The following is a 21,363-nucleotide window of genomic DNA, read 5'->3' on the forward strand; positions in this document are numbered from 1 at the left end:
ACTTTGTCCCTCGCAACGACTTCGTCGATTGAGGCTTTTCAAAAATTTCTTGCTTCGCTCGCGTGATAAAAGAGGTGAATTATGGATTTAATGACAATTTTGGGAATTATTACAGGATTTGGCGCTATTTTGTTCGTAATGGTACGCGGCGAAATGGTCCATATGCTTTGGAATGTTGAAGCATTAGTACTTATTTTCGGTGGAACTTTTGGAGCGGCGATGATTACATATCCATGGAAAATAATTAAACGGATTCCGGCTGCTCTGTTTATTGTCTTTTTCCCTCGCAAGAGGATGCCGTTAATCGTTGCGAGTAAAACATTTACCTGGCTTGCTGAAAAAGCGAAACGGGAAGGTGTTGAAAAACTGCAGGAAGATATTTCTAAACTTGACTCGCCATTTTTAAAAGATGCATTACAGATGGTTGTAGACGGTCTTGAAGCGGATGTAGTAAAAGAAAAACTTGAGAAAGAGATCAGTTCTATTAGAAGACGGCATCAGCAATTAGCGAATGTATTCCGTTCAATGGGTACTTATGCTCCTATTTTTGGACTTTTGGGTACACTGGTAGGTGTTGTTCAGGTGCTCCGTAACTTGACTGACCCGCAAAGTTTAGGTGCTTCCATGGCAATAGCCATGACAGCGTCTTTTTATGGAATTTTCTCCGCGAACTTTATGTTTCTTCCTATTGCCGGTAAATTATCTGCAAACAGCGAAGATGAAATTATACTTAAAGAAGTTATAACTAAAGGTGTATTGTCTATTCAAAAAGGCGATGTCCCGGTTGTTGTTGAGAAAAAATTAGAAGCCTTTATATCATACCGTACAAGAGAAAAAGAAAGTAGGAAAAAATGAGAACCTAGGATTTGAGTTTTAGGATTTAGGAATAACAAATGTTTTGGTTTTTCCTAATCTCTAATCTCTGGACTTATTTATGGCAGAATCTTATCGTGAAAGACGAACTCAGGAAAATCCCATCTGGTTAGCTGTTTTGTCAGATTTAATGACTAATCTTATGTTGTTTTTTCTTGTACTTTATGGTTTTACAAGACAACCTGAAGAAATGAGGAAATCTATGACTGCTGCTCTTTCAGATAGGTTCAAAGGCAAGAAAGTGGATTATGCACTTGCTAAAGCGGAAAAAGTCGTTAAAAAATTTCAGGAAGAGGAAACGGCGTCAAGAATAGATAATCTTGTAAAGGATAAAGGAATTCAGGAATATACACAGGTAGAAATTAGTGAAAAATACGTAAAAATAACACTGAAAACTCCTGTTTTATTTTCTCCGGGTAGTTCAGCATTAAAAGAAGAAGCAATGATTTCATTAAAAGAAGTTTCAAAAGCTCTTCGACTATTACCAAATTCTGTAATAGTTGAAGGACATACGGATAACGTACCTATCAGTACAAAAATGTATTCGTCTAATTGGGAACTTTCAGTTGCAAGAGCGTATAGCGTAATTGATTTTTTAATTAAAGCAGGAATACCACCTGATAGATTTGTTGCAGCAGGTTACGGTGAATATAAAGCAATCGCTTCAAACGATACAGAAGAAGGCAGAATGCAAAACCGCCGCATAGAAATAAACGTCGTAAGATAAGGCACGCGAATGGACGCGAATAATCAAAAAATCGCGAATACCACACGAATAATTCGTGACCAATTCGTGAGATTTTATAAAATTCGTGAACATTCGTGTTCCCGAGTGAAACGAGGGTAGGTATGGCAGAAGATTTTAATGATTTAGAACTTGAAGAAGATTTTTTAACTGAAGAAGAAAGATATATTGAAGAATTTAAGAAGGAAGATGCTAAGGAAGCAGAAGATGATTCTTTCCAGGAACATCATGATGATATGTCCCAGCATTTATGGATGGTTTCTTTTGCTGACCTTATGACAATACTTATGATTTTTTTCCTTTCGTTATTCGGGTATGCATATTCGGGTACTTCAACCCAATATGAAAAAGCGATGGCGTCACTGCAGAAAGATGTTGCGTCAACGAAAGGAAAATCTGTTTTTGAAAATAAAGAAAAAGAAGCGGATGCTGCTATGCAAATGGAAACTTTTATTAAAGAAAAAAAACTTGCTGAATATGCAAAAGTAGAAACTAATGCACAGCGAATAAAAATTTCGCTTTCTAACCCGATTTTGTTTGATTCCGGTTCTGCAGAACTTAAGAGTGAAGCAGTGCCTGCTCTAAAAGAAATAGCGCACCTTATCCGTTCAATGGATAATCCTGTTGTAGTTGAAGGGCATACTGACAATGTTCCGATGTCATCAGCTAAATACCGTTCCAATTTTGAGCTTTCTGCTGCAAGAGCGTTTAGCGTAATAGGTTATTTTATTAATGTTGAAAAAATGTCACCTGAAAAATTCTCAGCTTTCGGTTACGGAGAATACAAAGCGGTTGCCCCTAATGACACGGATGCAAATAAAGCAAAAAACAGAAGAATAGAAATAAACATCATCAGGAAAACATGAAAAAGATAAAAAATGTCCAATGTCCAATGTCCAATGTCAAACGGAAATGGTTTGTATTTATATTTTTTATATTATTATTGACCCCGGACATCGGACATCGGACATCGGACTGCCTTTATTCCCAAGAACTCAACACACTTTACCAGGATGCTATGAATGCTTTTTATAATAAGGATTATAAAAAAGCGATTGGTATATGGGAAGAGATAATAAGAATTGATGTTAACCAGAAAAATCCTCCAAAACTAATAGAAATGGCACGGGCAAAGATGTTTGATAAAGTCAAACCTCTCCTCAATGAATTTACTTCCTATTTAGAAAAAGGCGATTATACAACAGCAATCAGAAAAAACAATGAGTTACTTGAAATTGACCCCTTAAACGGAAACTACAAAAAAGCATCAGAGAAACTTGAAAAAGTTGTAACAATGTTAGCCCCTTCCATTACACAAGTAAGTAAAGTCGGTGACCTTATGAGAAAAAGCATAGCTGCGCATGTAGCTGGTGCAAAAGACGAAAGGATACCCGTTTTAGCAAGTCGTTATGCGTGGCAGTTAGATTCCAACAATAAATTTGCTGAAAAGGTTTTTCTTTTCATGGAAAAGGAATATATAACAATAGCGCGTATGGAAGTAATGGAAAGGGGTAAAAATGTCATTGAACAAAAACTTGCTGTTATTCTTGAAGATATTTATGACGGTAAATATGAACATGCATTAATAGAATGCGAAATTGTCCTTGCTATTGAATCTGAAAACGTTATGGGATGGAAGCGGCTTGGTTCCATATATTATGCTCTCGGAAAAAGAGCTGAAGCCAAATCCGCATGGGAAAAAGCTCTAAAACTAGACCCTAAAGACAAAGACATAGCCAGATTTTATAAAAGAGTGAAGTAGACACTCGTAAGCAAATTTCTTTGAGACGCTCCTTAGAAGTCGCTCTTAAATTTGCTCCTGTAAAGAATAAGTCGCAAATTCAGGCTCTGCAGAAATTTCTTACTCGTTGGCGATAGTAAAAGGTTAAAGTTAATTAAATGTAGCGGCAGAGCGGTAGCTCTGCTTGTGTTGTAGTTTTAGTTAGTCCAGGAGGATTTCGTGAAAAAAAAAGCAAACCAAATTCGTGAAACACGGACAGCATATAAGGCAGGAAGAAAAGAAATAATTTTTCTTGTAGAAGAATCAAACGAAGGTGGGTATGAAGCAAAAGCTCTTGATTGTTCAATTTTTACACAAGCAGAAACAATAAAAGAATTAAAAGAAGCAATAAAAGATGCCATAGAGTGTCATTTTGAAGGGAAAAGCAAACCTCATATAGTCAGGATTCATATGGTAAAAGATGAGGTAATGGTTGTATGAAGATTCCTCGCGATATAAGCGGAAGCGAGTTAGCAAAACTTCTCAATAAAAAATACGATTATAAAATTACCCGTCAAACAGGAAGTCATATGAGATTAACAACTAAATTAAAAGGCGAACATCATGTTACTATTCCAAAGCATAAATTTATAAAGTTAGGAACACTGAATAATATTTTGCAAGGTATTGCAAATTACATAGAAACAGATAAACAAAATATAATTAAGGAATTATTCGGATAAGAAGTCCGGAAGTCGTAAGTGGTTTTGAACTCCCACTCCCTACTTGCCTCGCCAAGGTTAAGTGGCGGGCTTCCTACTTCCTGTCTTTAGTGACAATGTGTAAAAATTCACATTGACAAAATTCAAAATATTCTTTATAAATATGGTGTAATTGCCGGGTTTGTTCATGTTGATTGTAGCCGCACCATCTTATGGTGCCAATAATGTAGCCGAAGAGCTAATCTCTGCTTATGTTATAGTTGTTGTAGGCACCTGTTAAAAATATATGAAAAACAAAAAAATCATTAAAATAGGAACTTTACCCCGTATATTTATTGTGCGGGGCATTTCCATTTTATTGCTATACCTTATTACCATTTTTTATTCTAATTTTGCCTGTGCAGATAATATTATTCACACTACAACAACAGATTTTTCAAGCGGTACATTTACAGGTTGGGGAATTACCGCGAGTACATCATCTGATCTTCGGTTGGATTTCGAAGCTTCTGGAATTGAATCTACAGGTACAACAACATCTCTGACATTAAATCGGGTTTTTCACGCTGTGGCGACATGGAATGGAAGAATTTATGTTTCCGGTGGAGGTGACGGTGCTGCTGAATCAACAGTTTATTCTGCACAAATCAATCCTAACGGTACTATTAGTAGTTGGAATACAGAAATTAATTCTCTACCTCAAGCACGTTACTATCACGCTATGGTTGCCTGGAATGGACGACTTTATGTAACCGGTGGTAAGAACGGCGGTACTACTGTGAATACGGTCTATTCTGCATCCATTAGTACTAATGGTTCTATTGGAAGTTGGACGATAGAAGCCAATGTATTGCCTGCAGTTCGTCATAGTCATGCTATGTCAGCATGGAACGGCCGGCTTTATGTTACCGGTGGAGACGATGGTAGTGGCGGCGATGCTCCTCAAACTACTGTCTATTCTGCACCAATCAATGCTAACGGTTCAGTAGGAAATTGGAAAGTAGAACCTAATGCTCTTCAATCAGCAAGATATGGACATACAATGGGTATCTGGAATAATAAGATTTATGTTGTAGGTGGATGGGGTGCAACTTATTCAGATTTAGTTTTTTCGGCTTCCATAAATTTTGATGGAACCGTTGGGGTGTGGTCTCAAGAAACAAAACAACTTCCCATTGCATTCAAGTATCACGCTATGTCTGTTTATAATGGGGTACTTTATGTCAGCGGAGGTTATAGCGGTTCCGGTGTATTAGATACGATTTTTATTGCATCTATAACAGCAAACGGAAATGTGGGAACATGGTCATCAGTAACTGCTCTACCGGGAAAACGATGCTATCATTCAATGGGTGCATGGAATGGAACTCTTTATGTCATAGGAGGACAAGATGAAACCTTTGCAAACAAATCTACGGTTTTTATGATTGCTGTGAAATCCCAAAGCATCTTCAAGGAATCTTGGGTCACAGAATCCAATAATCTTTCCCAAGGTCTCAGCGGGCTTGCAATGGCAACTTACAACGGGCGGCTTTATGTTGTCGGAGGATTTAATAGCGGTATTTCTACACCGAGCGTATATTCGTCTTTAATTGACGGGAATGGAAATGTAGGAAGTTGGACCAACGAAGCAAATCAAATGCCTCAAGGGCGATATAATCATGCAGCGGCGGTATGGAACGGAAAACTTTATGTGGCGGGTGGTTTAAGTTCCAATACTGTTTATTCTGCACCTATAAATGGAGATGGTAGCATCGGAGTTTGGGGTGCGCAAGGAAATACACTTCCGCAAAACCTTGATTATCATACTATGGTTGCCTGGGGTTCTTCGCTTTATGTGGTTGGAGGTATAAATGGTGGTACACCTCAAAACACCGTTTATCGTTCTTCTGTTTCCGGAAATGGTACTGTAGGAGTGTGGAATGTAGAAACTGCTCTTCCTAAAGCACTTTACGGTCATGCGATGTCTATCTATAACGGAAAACTTTATGTGGCTGGAGGAGAGGATTTTAGTTTTACTATTTCGTCATGTGTTTACACTGCTCCTATAAATGGTGATGCCACGGTAGGAAGTTGGACACAAGAGCCATTCTCACTTCCAAGTGGTGGAGCCAAATATCTATCAATGTGCATTGATAATAATAAAATTGTCGTGACCGGAGGAAATAATAGCGGAGCTAAGAACACAGTGTATTCATCAACTATCACTGCAAATGGCGGTGTTGGTGTATGGACTGTTGAGCCTAAAACTTTGCCATTACAGTTAGATAGTCATGCTATGACTACTTATAATGGAAGGTTTTATTTGGCAGGTGGTGCAAACAGTGGTGGAGTTCCACAACCGCAAGTTTATTCTAACTCAATGAATGAGTGGCGGTTATATACAACTTCCGGCACTTATTTTTCACCGGTTATAGATTTTGGCAATACAGATATTATCAACTCAATCTCATGGACTCAATCCAATAACCCTGCAGGAAGTGTAGTTGCGGTTTGGATTGCTACCGCTACTTCAGGCACACAAGTTATTTCCACATTTACCCAGGTTTCAAATGGTAATGCATTAAACATAAGTGCTCGTTATCTTCAATATAGAATTGACATGTCACCCGGAGGAATTATTGGAACTCCACCTCGCGAACAAACACCTATTATAGATGATGTAACTATTTCTTACACCAGTGTATTATTACCGGCACCTACTTTATACTATCCCTCAACAGCGACATGGACAAATGCGGGTATTTGTGATTGGAGTGATGTGACAGGTGCAGCTGAATATAATTTACAGATAGATGATGATATAAATTTTGGTTCTATAAATCAAAACAGCAACGCAACGCAATCATCAGCGACAATAACTTCTTTATCGGAAAATTTATTGTATTACTGGCGAGTAAAAACAAAAAACAGTGATGGTAATTATGGTGCATGGAGTTCAACCCGCTCATTCAAATTAGATTTGACTGATGCTGTATTTAGTAATCTGTTGGTCCAGACATCCACAGGAGGCTGGGCGGCAAGCACATCATATGTAAATATATCAACACCGCAAATACAAATTAATGTTCAGGATGTAAATTATTCAGGTTTAAGGGTTGGAATGACGGAAACAGTAGCGAGCAGTGGCTGTGTCCTGTTGATGCATTTGAATGGAGATACTACAGATTATTCAGGTTATGGTAATGATGGGGCAAGGGTGGGTACTAGTTGGTCAAGTATTCCAACATGGAAGACAACAGGTGGGAATGAGAATATGTTGTATTTTAATGGCACCGCTGATTATGTGAATTGTGTTAATGGAGAAGGTTTAACAAATTTAATTAATAAAATAACGGTATCGGCATGGATAAACTGGACAAAGCCATCTGATGCAGACCAGCAAATAGCAGTTGGTAGGTCCGGTGATTGGCGGTTTGGCGATATGGGAGCAAGTAATAATACTTGGGGTTTTTATGCACCTGCACCATATAATGGAACCGGGGGATGGGCACCTTCAGGCGTTACAGTACCACAGAATGAATGGCATCATATGGTATTTACATATAATGGTTCAACAGCAAAAATATATAAAGATGGAATATTGGCGAAACAGGCAAGTGTGACAGGTAATTTAGGTATAAATAATAATGTATTTATTGGTGCTCGCAATAATGCTAATTCTTATTTTGGCGGATATATAGATGAGGTGGGGATATGGGAGCGGACATTAAGTGCGGAAGAGATAGCAGTGATGTATAATTCTTGTGCAGTAAAGTACTCAACAAATGCATGGACAAATTCAGAGATAATTACATCAACAAATATAGTGCGGACAACAGGCATTGATGGAACTACATCATTACAGTTTTCAACAGCAACAGCGATTCAATTCAAACAGGGTACAGATAACAGAATACAGTTTTTAGCCCGGGATGAAGCGGGTAATCTTGCCGAGTCAGCCAGTTACACAATAAATATAGATACTATTACATTACCACCTGCAGCTATATCGGACTTAACAGCTTTACCAGGCAATAATGAAGGCGAGATTGTTTTAAAATGGACAGCACCCGGTGCTGATGGAACTGTCGGTAATTTAACCGGGCAATTCGAGATAAAATATTCTACAGTTGGTATAATTACAGCAGGTAATTATGATACTCCGCCTGTTACTACATATATTGTTGATATCACAACCAGTAATGTGGCGCCACTAACTATTTGTACAACTACATTTTATAATTTAAGTCCTAACACAACCTACTGGTTTGCTATAAAAGCAAAAGATGAGGCAGGTAATTGGTCACTGTGGAGTTCACAACAAGATTTCGCTACTATAAATACAAAAGCTTATATTTATATACCATCTATTATCATGGCAGTCAATAGTGGTGTGTGGAATGACCAGAATACGTGGGAAGGCAGTAATGTTCCATCACCGTATCAACGAGTACAAATTAATGGTGGTCGTATTGTCACATTTAATAGAAATGATTCAAATGTTACCTGTTCAACAATTACCATTATAGGAAAATTACAGTTTGATGCGGGGGTTGATTCAAGGACAATGATTGTAGCAGGAGGTATTGATATACAAAGTGGTGGGCAATTCCTTATGCCGCCGAATACAGGGTATATATCAGTACTAAAGATAAAATGTAATTCTGCCGGTGAATATGGAATAACTGTGAACAATGGTGGTGTATTTGATGTTCAGGGAAACACTACAACAACGCCATCTAATAGGAACTGTTTAATCACATCATATAATTCATCTTATAAAACATATATAAGAAACCTCTCACAGGCAGAAGCAAACTTTAATATGTATTATGTTGAAGTAAGCAGCTTGGGAATGAGTGATATAGGAAAATATGGAATAACCTTTGATGGTTCAGGAACAAAAGGAAAAGTAAATTATTGCAGTATCCATAATGGATATTATGGCATTTATCTTTACTATAGTTCCAACAACACTTTAGACAATAACAGTTGTTACTCAAATTCTCAAGGTATTTTTGTTCAAGCCAGTTCCAATAACACTTTAAGTAATAACAGTTGTTACTCAAATACTAGTGATGGTATTTACCTTTCTGATGGTTCCAATAACAATACAATTGTTAATAACAACTGTTATTTAAATAGTAGGCATGGCATTTCCCTTTACAACAGTTCCACTAATAATATAGTAAACAGTAACAGCTGTTACTCAAATACTCAAAATGGTATTTACTTTGAAAACAGTTCCAACAATAACATATTAAGCAATAACAGTTGTTACTCAACTATCCGGGGCATTCGTGTAAAGAGTTCCATAAATAATACAGTGGTGAACTGTGAGTTGGGTAAAAGTGGAAATAATGTAAGTGGTGATATAGATTATTCAGGTAGTTCTCTTTTAACACTGACTTTAAAAGATTGTAGTTTAAATTCTACAACAAAAGTAAATACAACAGGAATGACTGCTGCGGGATCTTACCTTGTTTCATATAATCAGGATAATTCAACAGGCACAGTAAAAATCTGGGGTGATTATCAGGTAGATAGCGGCAAGACCTTAAAGAGTAATTATGATGATGTGTTATATGTTTCAACTGCAACAGAACCCAATGCAACATTAAAAGGTACAGGTTCAATATATGGGATAAAGACTAATGATTATCAAACAGCGACTGAATTGTGGGAAGTGAAATGTACCGGTGACCCGAATTTTACGGTGAAAAGGGGTACAAGCAGTGTGTTATATACGGATGATCCGGGTAATGTATTAGATAATGGTGTGGAATATACATCAAATATCCGTGGAGTAAAATTCACCATACAATCGGATGTTTATTCAGTAGGTGACATGTTTTATTTTGTAACGGTTTCCTCATCTGCTGACTCATTCGTTCAAAAGAAGATTGAATTTAATGATTCACCGGTTGGAACAAAGTTAACCGTTAGCACCGGTGGCGAGATTCAAATGAGAGGTAGTCTTTTGTATCCTACTATATCAACCTCTGCAGCAAGCAATGTTTATTATGGATTTTATTCATCGGGAACAACAAATTTGAATAGTTATGTGTTTTCAAACCTTACGTCAAATGGTGTAGTGATTTCTTCAGGGGCTAATGTTATTGATTTAAGTACCGGAACTTTTAATAGTATACAAGATAGTGCCGGTGATTCAAGTTACATCAGGGTAAACGGACTTACGTCCTCAGCTACGTTCTATGGCAATATTTTTAATGATGCTCTTGGAACAGCGGATTATAACGTTAAAGCAAATGGTTCGGGAATCAACTGGACATTTATGAACGCATCCGGGGCAAAATCGGGTGAAAGCTACGATAACGAGGTTAATGGTGCAATAATAACTTGGAAAGAAAACGTTCCACCAACAATTCAAAATTTACAGTCAGGAGATAATGTTGTAAGAAATGTGGCAGGAGCAACCTATAAGGTTTATTTCTATGATGACGGGGGCAGTGGTTTGGATACAATTCAATACAAAGCTTGTTCTCAACCCGGTCAGGTGGGAATTATAAAGGATTGGACAAATATCACGGCTCCTTTAGGCGGTTCTGCGACATATTATCAAACCGACTGGAACCTTGATGCTGATTTTAATACCTTGCTTTCGTTTCCTACTACTAACTGGATTTCTGTTCGGGCATGGGATGTATCAGGGAATACAACAACTATACCCGACGTTTTTTATGTGATAAAAGATACTATTCCGCCGGCATCAGGAGTGTCATATCCCAGTGAGACAAATTATGAAACACTTTCAACAATTTCGGGAACTGCTGGAGACAATTACAATCTTAACAAAGTTGTATTGCAGATAAAACGATGGTCTGATAATCAATATTGGACAGGTAGTGGATGGAATGGTGATTCAACAACATGGCTTAATACGACTGGATCACCAATTGTATGGCAGTATAACGGACTTACAGATGCCAATTTGACACCGGGTTGTTCTTACTGGGTGGTTTCAAGGGCGTCGGATACAGTTGGTAATTTAGAGACATCCGGTGCAGGTATCACGTTTACGTATAAATGGAAAAAGACAATTGGCAGTGGAAACTGGGATGTTGCTGGTATGTGGTTTGGTGGGCAGACACCTCTTGCCGGTGATGCTGTAGAAATTAGGTCAAATCACGCAATAACTTTAACACCGGGCACTTCCTCGTTGTATTCTCTTACTGTAGAAGATGGAGGAAGGTTGACGGTTTCGGGACCTCAGTTAACTGTCTCATCCGGTACCGGTGGTGGAATTTACAACTACGGAACGCTCGCAATGATAGGTGGAACGCTTGGTATAGGAGGCGATAGCGGTAATAAAGTTCTTTTTTCAACTTCACCGTTGCAAATATTTTCTATTTTTACATACGCAGGTTCCACTGTTACACTTCAATCAGATATAAATATTGGCTATATGGGTGTTACTGGAGGTAGTACACTTGATGCAAATAATAGACAGATAAATGTTTCATATAATTGGCAGCAGGACGGAACATTTATTGCAGGTGTTTCTACAGTGACATTCAATTCTCCCGGATTTGGGCAATTTATAAATGGTTCTGTTCCCGTATGCAATTTTGCTAATTTTGCTGTTAATTCGTCCTCAACAGTTATACCTACGAAACCGCTTGATATAAACGGGAATTTTACAATTCAAATTGGAACTTTTAATGCGGGTGCCTATGAACATACAATTGCAGGAAACTTTAATCAGATGGATGGAATATTTAATGCGGGAATATCAACAATGACTTTTGATGGTATCGGGACACAGATAATCTCTTCATTAATATCACCGGTAACATTTTATTGTCTCATGCACACAGGTATCGGTTCTCTTACTCTTGGTGCAAACCTTGATATAAATGGAAACTTCACTCATTCTGCCGGAACAGTTAATTGTGGAAGTTATCAATATAATCTTGCCGGCAGAATGTCATTAAATGCTTGGAATGCCGGTAATTCAACATGGGTTTTTGATGGAACATCAGCACAAACAATTCCATCCGGTTTTGGTTTTTATAACATTATTGTTGACAATTCTATAGGGTTAAGTTATACAGGGACAGGGAGTAGACAAATACAGAATAATTTAGATATAAAACCGGGCGCTAAATTGGATATAACAAATAATGATATTGAAGTATGGAGTAATCTTACCAGTTCAGGTACATTCATTACTGCGGGTTCAACAGTAACATTTGGTAGTAATAATGACAGTATACTTTATGTAAATACAGGTACTACATTCGGTAATATTAGATTGAATAAGTTATCAAACAAAACAGTATCAATATTTTCTAATGCTTCAACAATTGGCGGGTGGCTGGAAATTAGTACCGGAACTTTAAATATGCTTAGTTCAAGTTCTACTGTTCAAGGTGCAACTACAATTAGTGGTTCTAATGCGAAATTGGATATCGGTTCATCTACTACGACGCTTGTGGGTGCGGTAAATGTACTAAACGGGGGAACGCTTCTATTGCCAAGCTCTAATCCTGCATCGGTTCTAAAACTCGGAGGAAATCTTCTGACAGTTGATACCGGCGGATTCTTCATTTCCCAGTCATCAAATAATATGATAACTTCAACTAATCCTGGCAGCGTATTTTATACGTTAAGATGTTTTGTTTCAACAGTAAATGTTACAGGAATAACATTACAGTCGGCGGGTGATAATATTGATGTTCTTTTTATATCCAGTAATACAAAAATTGTTAATTTGAACTATATCGTCTATAAAGATCCGATGTCAGCAATAAACCGTGCGTTATCACTTGACTATACAATAATTCCCGGAACATTTACATTTATAGGACATCAGTTTGGGTCGACAGTCTTCACAAATATCTATGCTCCAAATCTTGTAAGTGGAGTTGTTGTTATGCAGAATGCGACGGGAGCAAAAGCTGGTTCTGATTACGAAGCAGAACCGAACGACAGAGTTTTTTGGCCTGGAAATGATTCAATAGCAGGGGTGGGACCGGGTGCTGGTGAATCATTCTTAATTGGAACTTCAACAAAAATTGTTTGGACCACATATGGCTCAATAAAGAATTTTACGATTAAATATTCAACAAACAATTTTACAACTGATAATTTTGTAGCAAATGTGTCTTCTCCTTCAATAAATTTTGACTGGACAATACCAAATAATATTTCAACTAATGTAAAGGTTCAAGTTTATGCTACCAATTATCCGATTATAAATAGTATTTCACCTTCAACTTTCAGAATAGTTCCGTCTGTAAACGCAGCATCAAATTTGAAAATCTCTTCATTAGGCACAACCTCCATTCAATGGCAGTTTACTGATAATGCAAATGATGAAACTGAACTTTATGTGTCCAGCGGGACTAATGATGTTACTAAGCGGCTTTCTGAGAATTTGGGACCAATAACCGGTACAGGCGGTACAACAAGTTGGTTGGAAATTGAACTTTCAACAAATACAGTATATACAAGATATGTTGAGTCAAGAAGCATTGTTGGAAGTTCCTGGTCACTTGTTTCAATTACAAGTTACACCGCGTCAGCTGCACCTTTAAATCTTACATTTACTAATGTTGGTTCATCAAGTGCAACATTAACATGGTCAACAAACACCAATCCTAACTGGACAAGATACGGAGTTATATTATCCAGCAGTACTGATTTCTATGGCACATCAGTAAGTACAACTGTTGCTTATGCTGAGAATCTTACTGCTAATACAACAACACTCCTTTCATTAAGTCCTGAAACAGAATATTATTTTAGAGTAATAGCATTTAATGGTGACAAAATCCAAACAACATATATCCAATCTAGTACAACAACAAAACCATCTGCTGAACCTGCTGCACCGATAAATTTAAAAGTATCGGCACTGTTAGGTCCTACATCAATTTACTGGCAATTTGACGACAATTCAACAAATGAGACGGGTTTATATCTTTCCAGTGGAACAAATGTAACAATGCGTTTATCAACTAATTTAGCAAACACGGTAACTAAAGGTACAACTTACTGGTTAGAATTAGGACTTTCTACTAACACTAAATATACCAGATATGTGGAAGCCGAAAACGCTTACGGCAGTTCTTGGTCATCATCAATTAGTTCCTACACACTTACTTCTGTTCCAAGCAAACTGACAATTATCGGCCGTTCATCATATACTATAGTACTTGACTGGCAACCTAACGGTAATCCTGAGCCCGGAACTAATTATTGGATATCACGTTCAACATTTAATAGTTTCCAGGAAGAAATTAATGGTATTTATTCGACTTCTACAGCCATACTTTCTGATCTTTTACCATATGTGACTTATTACTTTAAAGTAAGGTCGGAAAATGGGGATTCTGTTATGAACTATGGATATGAGACACCTATATCAACAAGAACCATGGCAGGCTCTGTAAATTCAATTGGAATCTCTGGATATGTCGGAAATGCACTCTCTACTGCATCTATACAGTGGTCATGGACAGATACAAATTCCGGACAAAATAGCGAAGATGGTTACTACATAAGACGTGCGGCTGATAATGCTATATTGGTTTCTTTGCCAACGGATACTATAACTTGGACGCAGAAAGGTCTATCCGCAAACATTTCTACAGGAACATATATTGAGGTATATAACGAATCCGGTAGTGCATTTTCATCATCACAATTTAAATATACGTTAGCAAACACGCCATTGAATATTTCAGTTAACAATATTGGTCAATCCAGTGTTACAATTCAATGGGGTATAAACAACAATCCAACAAATAATACTATTTATGCGGTGGCTCAATCAACCTGCCCTGAATTTGTAGGTGTTACAGTCAGTACGTTTGTCAAATATGCAGATAATCTCATAAATAATACTACTATTGCATTTAACCTTACTCCGGAGACTACATATTACTTCAGAGTATGGGCATATAATGGGAGTGCTATTGAGACAGCATATTCCCAAACATCTTCTGCAATTGTTACACTAATTGGACCGCCTGTACCGCCAAGTAATCTTAAAACAGTATCACTAGGTCCGACATCCATACAATGGCAGTTTGATGATAATTCTACTAATGAGACAGGATTATATCTTTCCAGTGGAACAAACGACATAACAATGAGATTATCTCCTAATTTAGCAAATACAGCATTTACTGGTACAACCTACTGGTTAGAATTAGGACTTTCTACAAATACTGCATACACAAGATATACCGAGTCAGTAAATTCAGCAGGTTCCAGTTGGTCGTCCGTCTCAATTACAAGTTACACTGCGGCTGTGTCACCATTAAACCTTACATTTACTAATGTTTATTCGTCAAGTGCAACATTAACATGGTTTGCAAACACCAATCCTAACGGAACAAAATATGGTGTTATTTTATCCAGTAATCCTGAGTGTTATGGTGCGACAGTTAGCACAGCAGTAACTTTTGCGAATAATCTTATTAATAACACTATAACAGTATCTTTATTAAGTCCTGAAACCGAGTATTATTTTAGAGTAATAGCATTTAATGGCGACCAAATCCAGACATCATATGTCCAATCCAGTACTACCACAAAACCATCTGCTGCTCCTACTGCGCCTTCAAACTTGAAAGTATCAGCATTATTAGGTACTACATCCATCTACTGGCAGTTTGATGATAATTCCACTAATGAGATAGGATTATATATTTCTAGCAGCAAAGATATAGCGGCAAGACTATCACCTAATTTAGCGAACACAACATTTACTGGAACAACCTACTGGTTAGAAGTAGGACTTTCTACAAATACAGCATACACAAGGTTTGCAGAAGCAGTAAATGCAAGTGGTTCCAGTTGGTCGTCCGTTTCAATTACCAGTTATACCGCGACTGCATCTCCTGGAAGTCCGTATGTAACTATGATTTCAAGTTATGCTATATATTTAAACTGGCTGCATAATAATAATAATGTAGATACTGTTTACAATATTGAAAAATCTACAGATAATGTGAATTTTGTGTTAGGTAACACAATTTCTTCTACGTTTGATCCGGTTACATCAGAATTGTATGGTTTAAAACCGGGTACAATCTATTATGTTCGCGTAAACGCTAAAAATGGTGATAATATATATTCAGATTACTCGTCGGTCATTTCAACGGAAACTTTACCTGCGGCTGCGCCTACTGATACAACACCACCGGTGGTTACTATAACACAACCTGCAAACGGTTCTTATAAGGCTTCACCAACCCTTGTTGAAGGTACTTTTTCAGATAATGTTGCTGTTTCATCAGTAGTAGTTTCTATAAGACGTATAGCTGATGGATTGTACTGGAATAATATTAACGATTATACATTATCAGAGACATGGTATGGTTGTGCGTTGTGGACTTCTTCATGGACATATGCAAATATTTCCGGGTCAGACGGTTCAGGAGTTACGATTGTAGCAAAAGCAAAAGATTCTTCTAATAATTGGACGATAGCGTATGCAACAAATACATTTGCTTTTGATACGGTAGCGCCACAATCTTCAGTAACATTACCGAATAATGGGAGCTCATATATAGATTTACCTACGATTTCCGGTACAGCATCAGATACGGTAAGTGGTGTCGCATCTGTTGACATAACAATACGGGATTTAACTTATTCATCCAGTTACTGGACAGGAGCAATATGGACAGATACACTTTACTTGATTACAACAACTCTCTCTGCAGGAGCAAGTGTTTGGACATATACGGGTGTACCTTCCTGGAGAGTGAATAATGAATATAAAATTGAATCCCGTGCATGGGATATTGTCAGTCATATTCAATCACCGGTAGCATCAGCTACTTTCTATATAATGATTACTGAACCTAACCAACCGACAGATTTAACGGCAACAGGAGTTAGCAATTCTTCAATCAAATGGGTTTGGACCGATAAAGCTACTAATGAAGATGGTTATCGTGTTAAAACATCCACGGGTGTTATTTTAAAAGATGCGCTATCGGTTGATGCAACAAGCTGGGTAGAGACAAACCTTTCGCCAAATATACAATATAGTCGTTGTGTAGAAGTATATAATTTAGGTGGTTCGAGTACTTCTGTAATTATTTCAAAATATACTTTGGCAAGCTTACCTTCTAATTTTGCTTTTTCCGCAAAGGATTTTAACTGGATAGGGCTATCCTGGGGAGAAAATGGTAATTCACCTGATACAAAATATGAAATATATCGTTCCTCCAGTAATCTCGCTTCTGACTTCTTGCTTATTGCTTCTACCGTTTCAGTATCTTTTACAGACACAGGTCTTACGCAAAGTACAACATACTATTATCGTTTGTATTCCGTAAATGGCGAAAATATAAAAACCGGTCCAACGGAAATTATTATTCAAACACCCGATTCAATTGTTAAGGGTCCAATTTCCGGAAAGGTGACTCAAGCCAACGGTCAGTCAATCACGGGAGTTCTTGTGCAGTTATATAACAATTCCGGTATTGCAAAACTTTTCGAGACATTTACAAAAACCGACGGTTCTTACTTATTTGAAAATATGGATGACGGTGTTTATCGTGTTGTTAGCAGTTGGATGGTTGACGATATTGAATCGGGAGTCTATAAAGCGGATATCCCTGAGAACAGCACAGATATTTTATTTACGTTAGAGATACAATATCAGCTTGCCCAGCTTGTCGGAAAAATTACACTTGGCAGCCGTGCCAGTTTTGCCGGTAAATTTGCCCCAAGCCAGCAGCCGTATGTGGAATTGTTGCAGCGCAGCAGGGTGATTGCAAAAATAAATACGGATTCTAACGGAAATTACATTATACCTAATCTCTTACCGGGAAAATATTTAGCCAGAGCTTTTAACGGGATTCAAATGTCTGAATTATCAGAGCTGAAAGTACGTGAAGGTGAAAAATTAATAGTCAATTTTAAGTGGGCATTAGGACTAATATCAAATGAGGTTTACGCATATCCAAACCCAAGTAAAATTAATAAGATAACAATAAGATATGCTGTGCCAAATACTAATCATACTGCAAAAATCAAGATATATAATATTGCCGGTGAATTAGTACGTGAGATAAAAAACAATGAAATAACAAAAACACCGCCTAAATATGAATTTATATGGGACCTTAAAAACGGGGATGGCTCATTAATTTCAAGCGGTATATATATTTATGTGCTTGAGTTAGAAGAACTTGACACAGGTGAAAAAGCAACAGTTAAAAAGAAGTTAGCGATAATTAAATAAAGACAGTCCGAAGTCCAATGTCCGGTGTCTGGGAGCCTATAGTCAATGTAGCGGCAGAGCGAAGCTCTGCTTCCGTAATTGTGTAGTTGCAGACCCTTGGTCTGCAATATGTTGTGTAGTGATAAGATCATTTTCATATAATTAAGGATGCTAAAATGAAAAAAACAAAAAAAATGATTTGGTTTATACTTATCAGTATGATAGCCTATCAATCTGCCAGGGCGTTAGAAATTCGCAGTGTCACTGTGACTGACCAGTTGGGTGGGTTGAGAAGTAACTATTCAAATACAGAAAAGGTCAACTTTAACGTTACGGTATTCAATAACACTGTTCTTGACAGAATTAATTTCAGGTTTGAAATATATGATGCTGCCGGAAACAGCAGGTTTACTCACACCGGCAATTCCATACCCGGGACCATTGGTGAAGGTGCCTCATTTTTAAGATATATTCCAATAACAAACTTTTTCTCTACAAGCGGTAATTATAGACTTGTTGTCTTTGCCAATACTATTATGAAGGAGACCACTTTTTCAGTGTATTCGCCTAACCTGACACTTACTTACCCGTCAAACTATGCGCGAGATTTAACTGATAACCCGCTTATTTTCAGGTGGGTTGCATCCGGTGCGGCAAAATACCGTATTTATGTAGATGATGACGCTGCATTTTTCAATTGTCTTTTTACAGATGAAACAAATATGACACAATATACTTATCCATCGGATCCGGCTGATGTTAGGAAAAAACTTTCTGCCGGTACTATATATTACTGGAAAGTAGAAGGTTTGGATGCTTCAAATAATATAGTAGCCAAAACAGCCACACCTTCTAATTTTACTATAAAAGCTTCTGCGGTAGTTTCTACCTCAAAAGATTTAGCTATTTTAGATATAAAAGCCGAACAATATTTACCAAAGGTTATTGTCAGCGTGAAGAATCAAGGTGGTAAAACAGAGAGTTCAATACCGGTATCACTTTATCTTAGCGGTAGTTTAGTTGGCACTCAAAATATTGATAGTATTGCTTCGGGTGAAATAAAAAATATTAGTTTTTTAACAAATGTATACGGAACAAATATAGCGATGGCATCTATTACTTTTGATGATGATTATTCAAAAAATAATATTTTGACAAAACAAATATCTGTTTACACCCCAGTTGTGGGTTCAACTGTTACGGTAGTGGTTGAAAAGGCAAAAATACTTGGTACTGTTATGACAGCTGACGGAAATAAACTTCCGGATGCAGTTGTTTCATACGATGGTGCCGGGAAAGGCAGCGTTAAAACAAACTCGGGCGGCGAGTACAAAATAGAAGATTTGGAAATTGGTGAATATAAGCTAAAAGCATCTGCAAGCGGTTATGTTGATGCGGAAGCAATCGTAAAAGTAGATAAGTCAAAAGCATACACAAATGTTGATTTTAAATTAAATATTATCGGTTCTAAAGCAGCAGCCGCAGAAGCAGAGAAAATTGATTACTCAAATGATGAAAAGAAATGTTGGAGTAAGCTCAAGGAGTATATAGCAAATGATAAAATTTTCCAACTATTTGAAGATTATGAAATTGATTCTATAGAGACTAAAGAGGATATTAATAAAATTATGTCAGAACTTGAAAGTGGAAAATCAAAAATCAGCGGTGTTGAAATAGTAGTTGAATAATGAAATTGTTAAAAAAAAATAACAATTTTAAAACGGAGTAATGGAGTATACATATGAAATTAATAGTTAAAAAATGTAGTTTTCATGTTTTTCTGATTTTATCCTATTTTTATTGTTTTTCTTGTATTCTTTATTCTTCGCAGATGGCAGGTATTGTTACAAACACTAAAGGCAGTGTTCAGGTTTTGAATAATAAAGGGAAAGACTGGAAAAAAGCGAAAGTAGGAGATTTTTTGTATGAAGGCGATACGATAAAAACACTGACTAAGTCGCAATCAGCGGTAACATTTACAAACGGTACCATGATAAAAAGTAATCAAAATACCGAATTTTTTGTTGTTATTGCCGAGAAACTGGAAAAGATAGGTTCTCAAATTAAAATGAAAGCAGGGCGGGTTTGGACAAAGGTCAGACCCAAGACAAAATTTGAAATACATACACCTGTTGCTATAGTAGCGGTTAGAGGAACTGAATTTGACACAGATTTATCAGGCGACAGGTTAGACCTAACCGTATTTGAAGGAGTAGTAAATGTAAAGAATAATTTCGGAGAAGTAAATGTGAAAAAAGGTAAAAAAACAACTGTGGGTGCAGGGGCGCCTGAACCACCAAGTGATACGAAAAAAGAAGAACAATCAAATTGGCAGGACGAAATTGTATCAAAGGGTGCGATTAGTATTAAATCGCTTTCTAATAAACCGCAATCTTCTGTTCCTTTTGAAATCAATGTTTCAGTAAATGATATTAATGGTAAGTTGGATAAAACATCAAAAGAGACGATTACTTTAAAATCTGAATCACCTGATATACTTTTTTCAAATGACGGTAAAGTATGGAGCGGAGAACTACAGATAACCCCTGTGGAAGGTGTTGCTAAAGCATCTGTAAAAATAGAAGTAAAAATAGCAGGTACTTTTTCAATTATAGCTTTTGTGGAAAATTATACGCCGGCAATTTTAAATATTGCTGCTTCGCTACCTAAAAATAAAAATCTTAAAATTAAAATAAAATCAGATGAAGGGGAAAAAGAAATTTTACTTAAGTTCAAGAAGAAATCATAAAACAATTAAAAAATTGAAATATTAAAAGATTGAAAGATTTCTAAATTTTTTAATCTTTTAATGGTGTTAATAATCTTTTTAATTGACTTTATCGGAGATTATTATGAATAAAAACATTAAATTAATTCTAATCGCAGTTATTTCCTACTTCCTACTTCCTACTTCCTGTCTCTATGGCAAAGGCGTAGGAACAACCGGAGCCCAGTTTTTAAAGGTTGGTATGGGGGCTCGACCTTTAGCAATGGGTGGAGCATACATCGCCGTAGCAGACGATGTAAATGCTATATATTATAATCCGGCGTCATTAACACGGTTGGAAAATAATGAATTAACCGCGACATATTTGAAATATTTTGAGGA

The 21,363-nt window shown here is 37.0% G+C and carries 10 protein-coding genes (1 of these 10 cut by a window edge); all 10 read left to right on the forward strand.

From position 1 onward, the window contains the following. Positions 1–81: 81 nt before the first annotated feature. A complete protein-coding gene (locus tag PHE88_10980; GenBank protein ID MDD5688343.1) occupies positions 82–855 on the forward strand; it encodes a motility protein A in 774 nt (257 codons plus the stop codon). 79 nt (positions 856–934) lie between these two features. Further along, complete coding sequence (locus PHE88_10985) at positions 935–1,600, forward strand: OmpA family protein (GenBank protein ID MDD5688344.1); 666 nt, start codon at positions 935–937, stop codon at positions 1,598–1,600. Positions 1,601–1,722: 122 nt separating this feature from the next. Beyond that, the gene (locus PHE88_10990) at positions 1,723–2,484 is read left to right on the forward strand and encodes an OmpA family protein (protein ID MDD5688345.1); all 762 of its coding nucleotides are present in this window, start codon (positions 1,723–1,725) and stop codon (positions 2,482–2,484) included. Next, complete coding sequence (locus PHE88_10995; GenBank protein ID MDD5688346.1) at positions 2,481–3,380, forward strand: tetratricopeptide repeat protein; 900 nt, start codon at positions 2,481–2,483, stop codon at positions 3,378–3,380. The genes PHE88_10990 and PHE88_10995 overlap by 4 nt, the downstream gene beginning before the upstream one ends. A 219-nt stretch (positions 3,381–3,599) precedes the next feature. Continuing rightward, a complete protein-coding gene (locus tag PHE88_11000; protein MDD5688347.1) occupies positions 3,600–3,839 on the forward strand; it encodes a 2-oxoisovalerate dehydrogenase in 240 nt (79 codons plus the stop codon). Next, the gene (locus PHE88_11005) at positions 3,836–4,081 is read left to right on the forward strand and encodes a type II toxin-antitoxin system HicA family toxin (GenBank protein ID MDD5688348.1); all 246 of its coding nucleotides are present in this window, start codon (positions 3,836–3,838) and stop codon (positions 4,079–4,081) included. Before PHE88_11000 ends, PHE88_11005 begins: the two co-directional genes overlap by 4 nt. A 265-nt stretch (positions 4,082–4,346) precedes the next feature. Next, on the forward strand, positions 4,347–18,275 hold the full coding sequence (locus PHE88_11010) for a fibronectin type III domain-containing protein (protein MDD5688349.1): 13,929 nt from the start codon (positions 4,347–4,349) through the stop codon (positions 18,273–18,275). Positions 18,276–18,430: 155 nt separating this feature from the next. Continuing rightward, positions 18,431–19,942, forward strand: coding sequence for a carboxypeptidase regulatory-like domain-containing protein (locus PHE88_11015; protein MDD5688350.1), 1,512 nt, complete (start codon positions 18,431–18,433; stop codon positions 19,940–19,942). Between the two features lie 53 nt (positions 19,943–19,995). Then, a complete protein-coding gene (locus PHE88_11020) occupies positions 19,996–21,003 on the forward strand; it encodes a FecR family protein (protein MDD5688351.1) in 1,008 nt (335 codons plus the stop codon). A gap of 103 nt (positions 21,004–21,106) precedes the next feature. Then, positions 21,107–21,363, forward strand: the beginning of a protein-coding gene (locus PHE88_11025; protein ID MDD5688352.1) for a PorV/PorQ family protein. 679 nt of this gene lie beyond the right edge of the window; the window shows 257 of its 936 coding nt (coding positions 1–257); it begins with the start codon at positions 21,107–21,109; the stop codon falls past the right edge of the window.

The sequence above is a fragment of the Elusimicrobiota bacterium genome (assembly GCA_028718185.1).
GTDB lineage: Bacteria > Elusimicrobiota > UBA8919 > UBA8919 > UBA8919 > JAQUMH01.

What these genes read in the sequence shown, in the direction of transcription:
- PHE88_10980 (MDD5688343.1), top strand. Translation starts at nt 82, where the DNA reads ATGGATTTAATGACAATTTTGGGAATTATTACAGGATTTGGCGCTATT.
- PHE88_10985 (MDD5688344.1), top strand. Translation starts at nt 935, where the DNA reads ATGGCAGAATCTTATCGTGAAAGACGAACTCAGGAAAATCCCATCTGG.
- PHE88_10990 (MDD5688345.1), top strand. Translation starts at nt 1,723, where the DNA reads ATGGCAGAAGATTTTAATGATTTAGAACTTGAAGAAGATTTTTTAACT.
- PHE88_10995 (MDD5688346.1), top strand. Translation starts at nt 2,481, where the DNA reads ATGAAAAAGATAAAAAATGTCCAATGTCCAATGTCCAATGTCAAACGG.
- PHE88_11005 (MDD5688348.1), top strand. Translation starts at nt 3,836, where the DNA reads ATGAAGATTCCTCGCGATATAAGCGGAAGCGAGTTAGCAAAACTTCTC.
- PHE88_11010 (MDD5688349.1), top strand. Translation starts at nt 4,347, where the DNA reads ATGAAAAACAAAAAAATCATTAAAATAGGAACTTTACCCCGTATATTT.
- PHE88_11015 (MDD5688350.1), top strand. Translation starts at nt 18,431, where the DNA reads ATGAAAAAAACAAAAAAAATGATTTGGTTTATACTTATCAGTATGATA.
- PHE88_11020 (MDD5688351.1), top strand. Translation starts at nt 19,996, where the DNA reads ATGAAATTAATAGTTAAAAAATGTAGTTTTCATGTTTTTCTGATTTTA.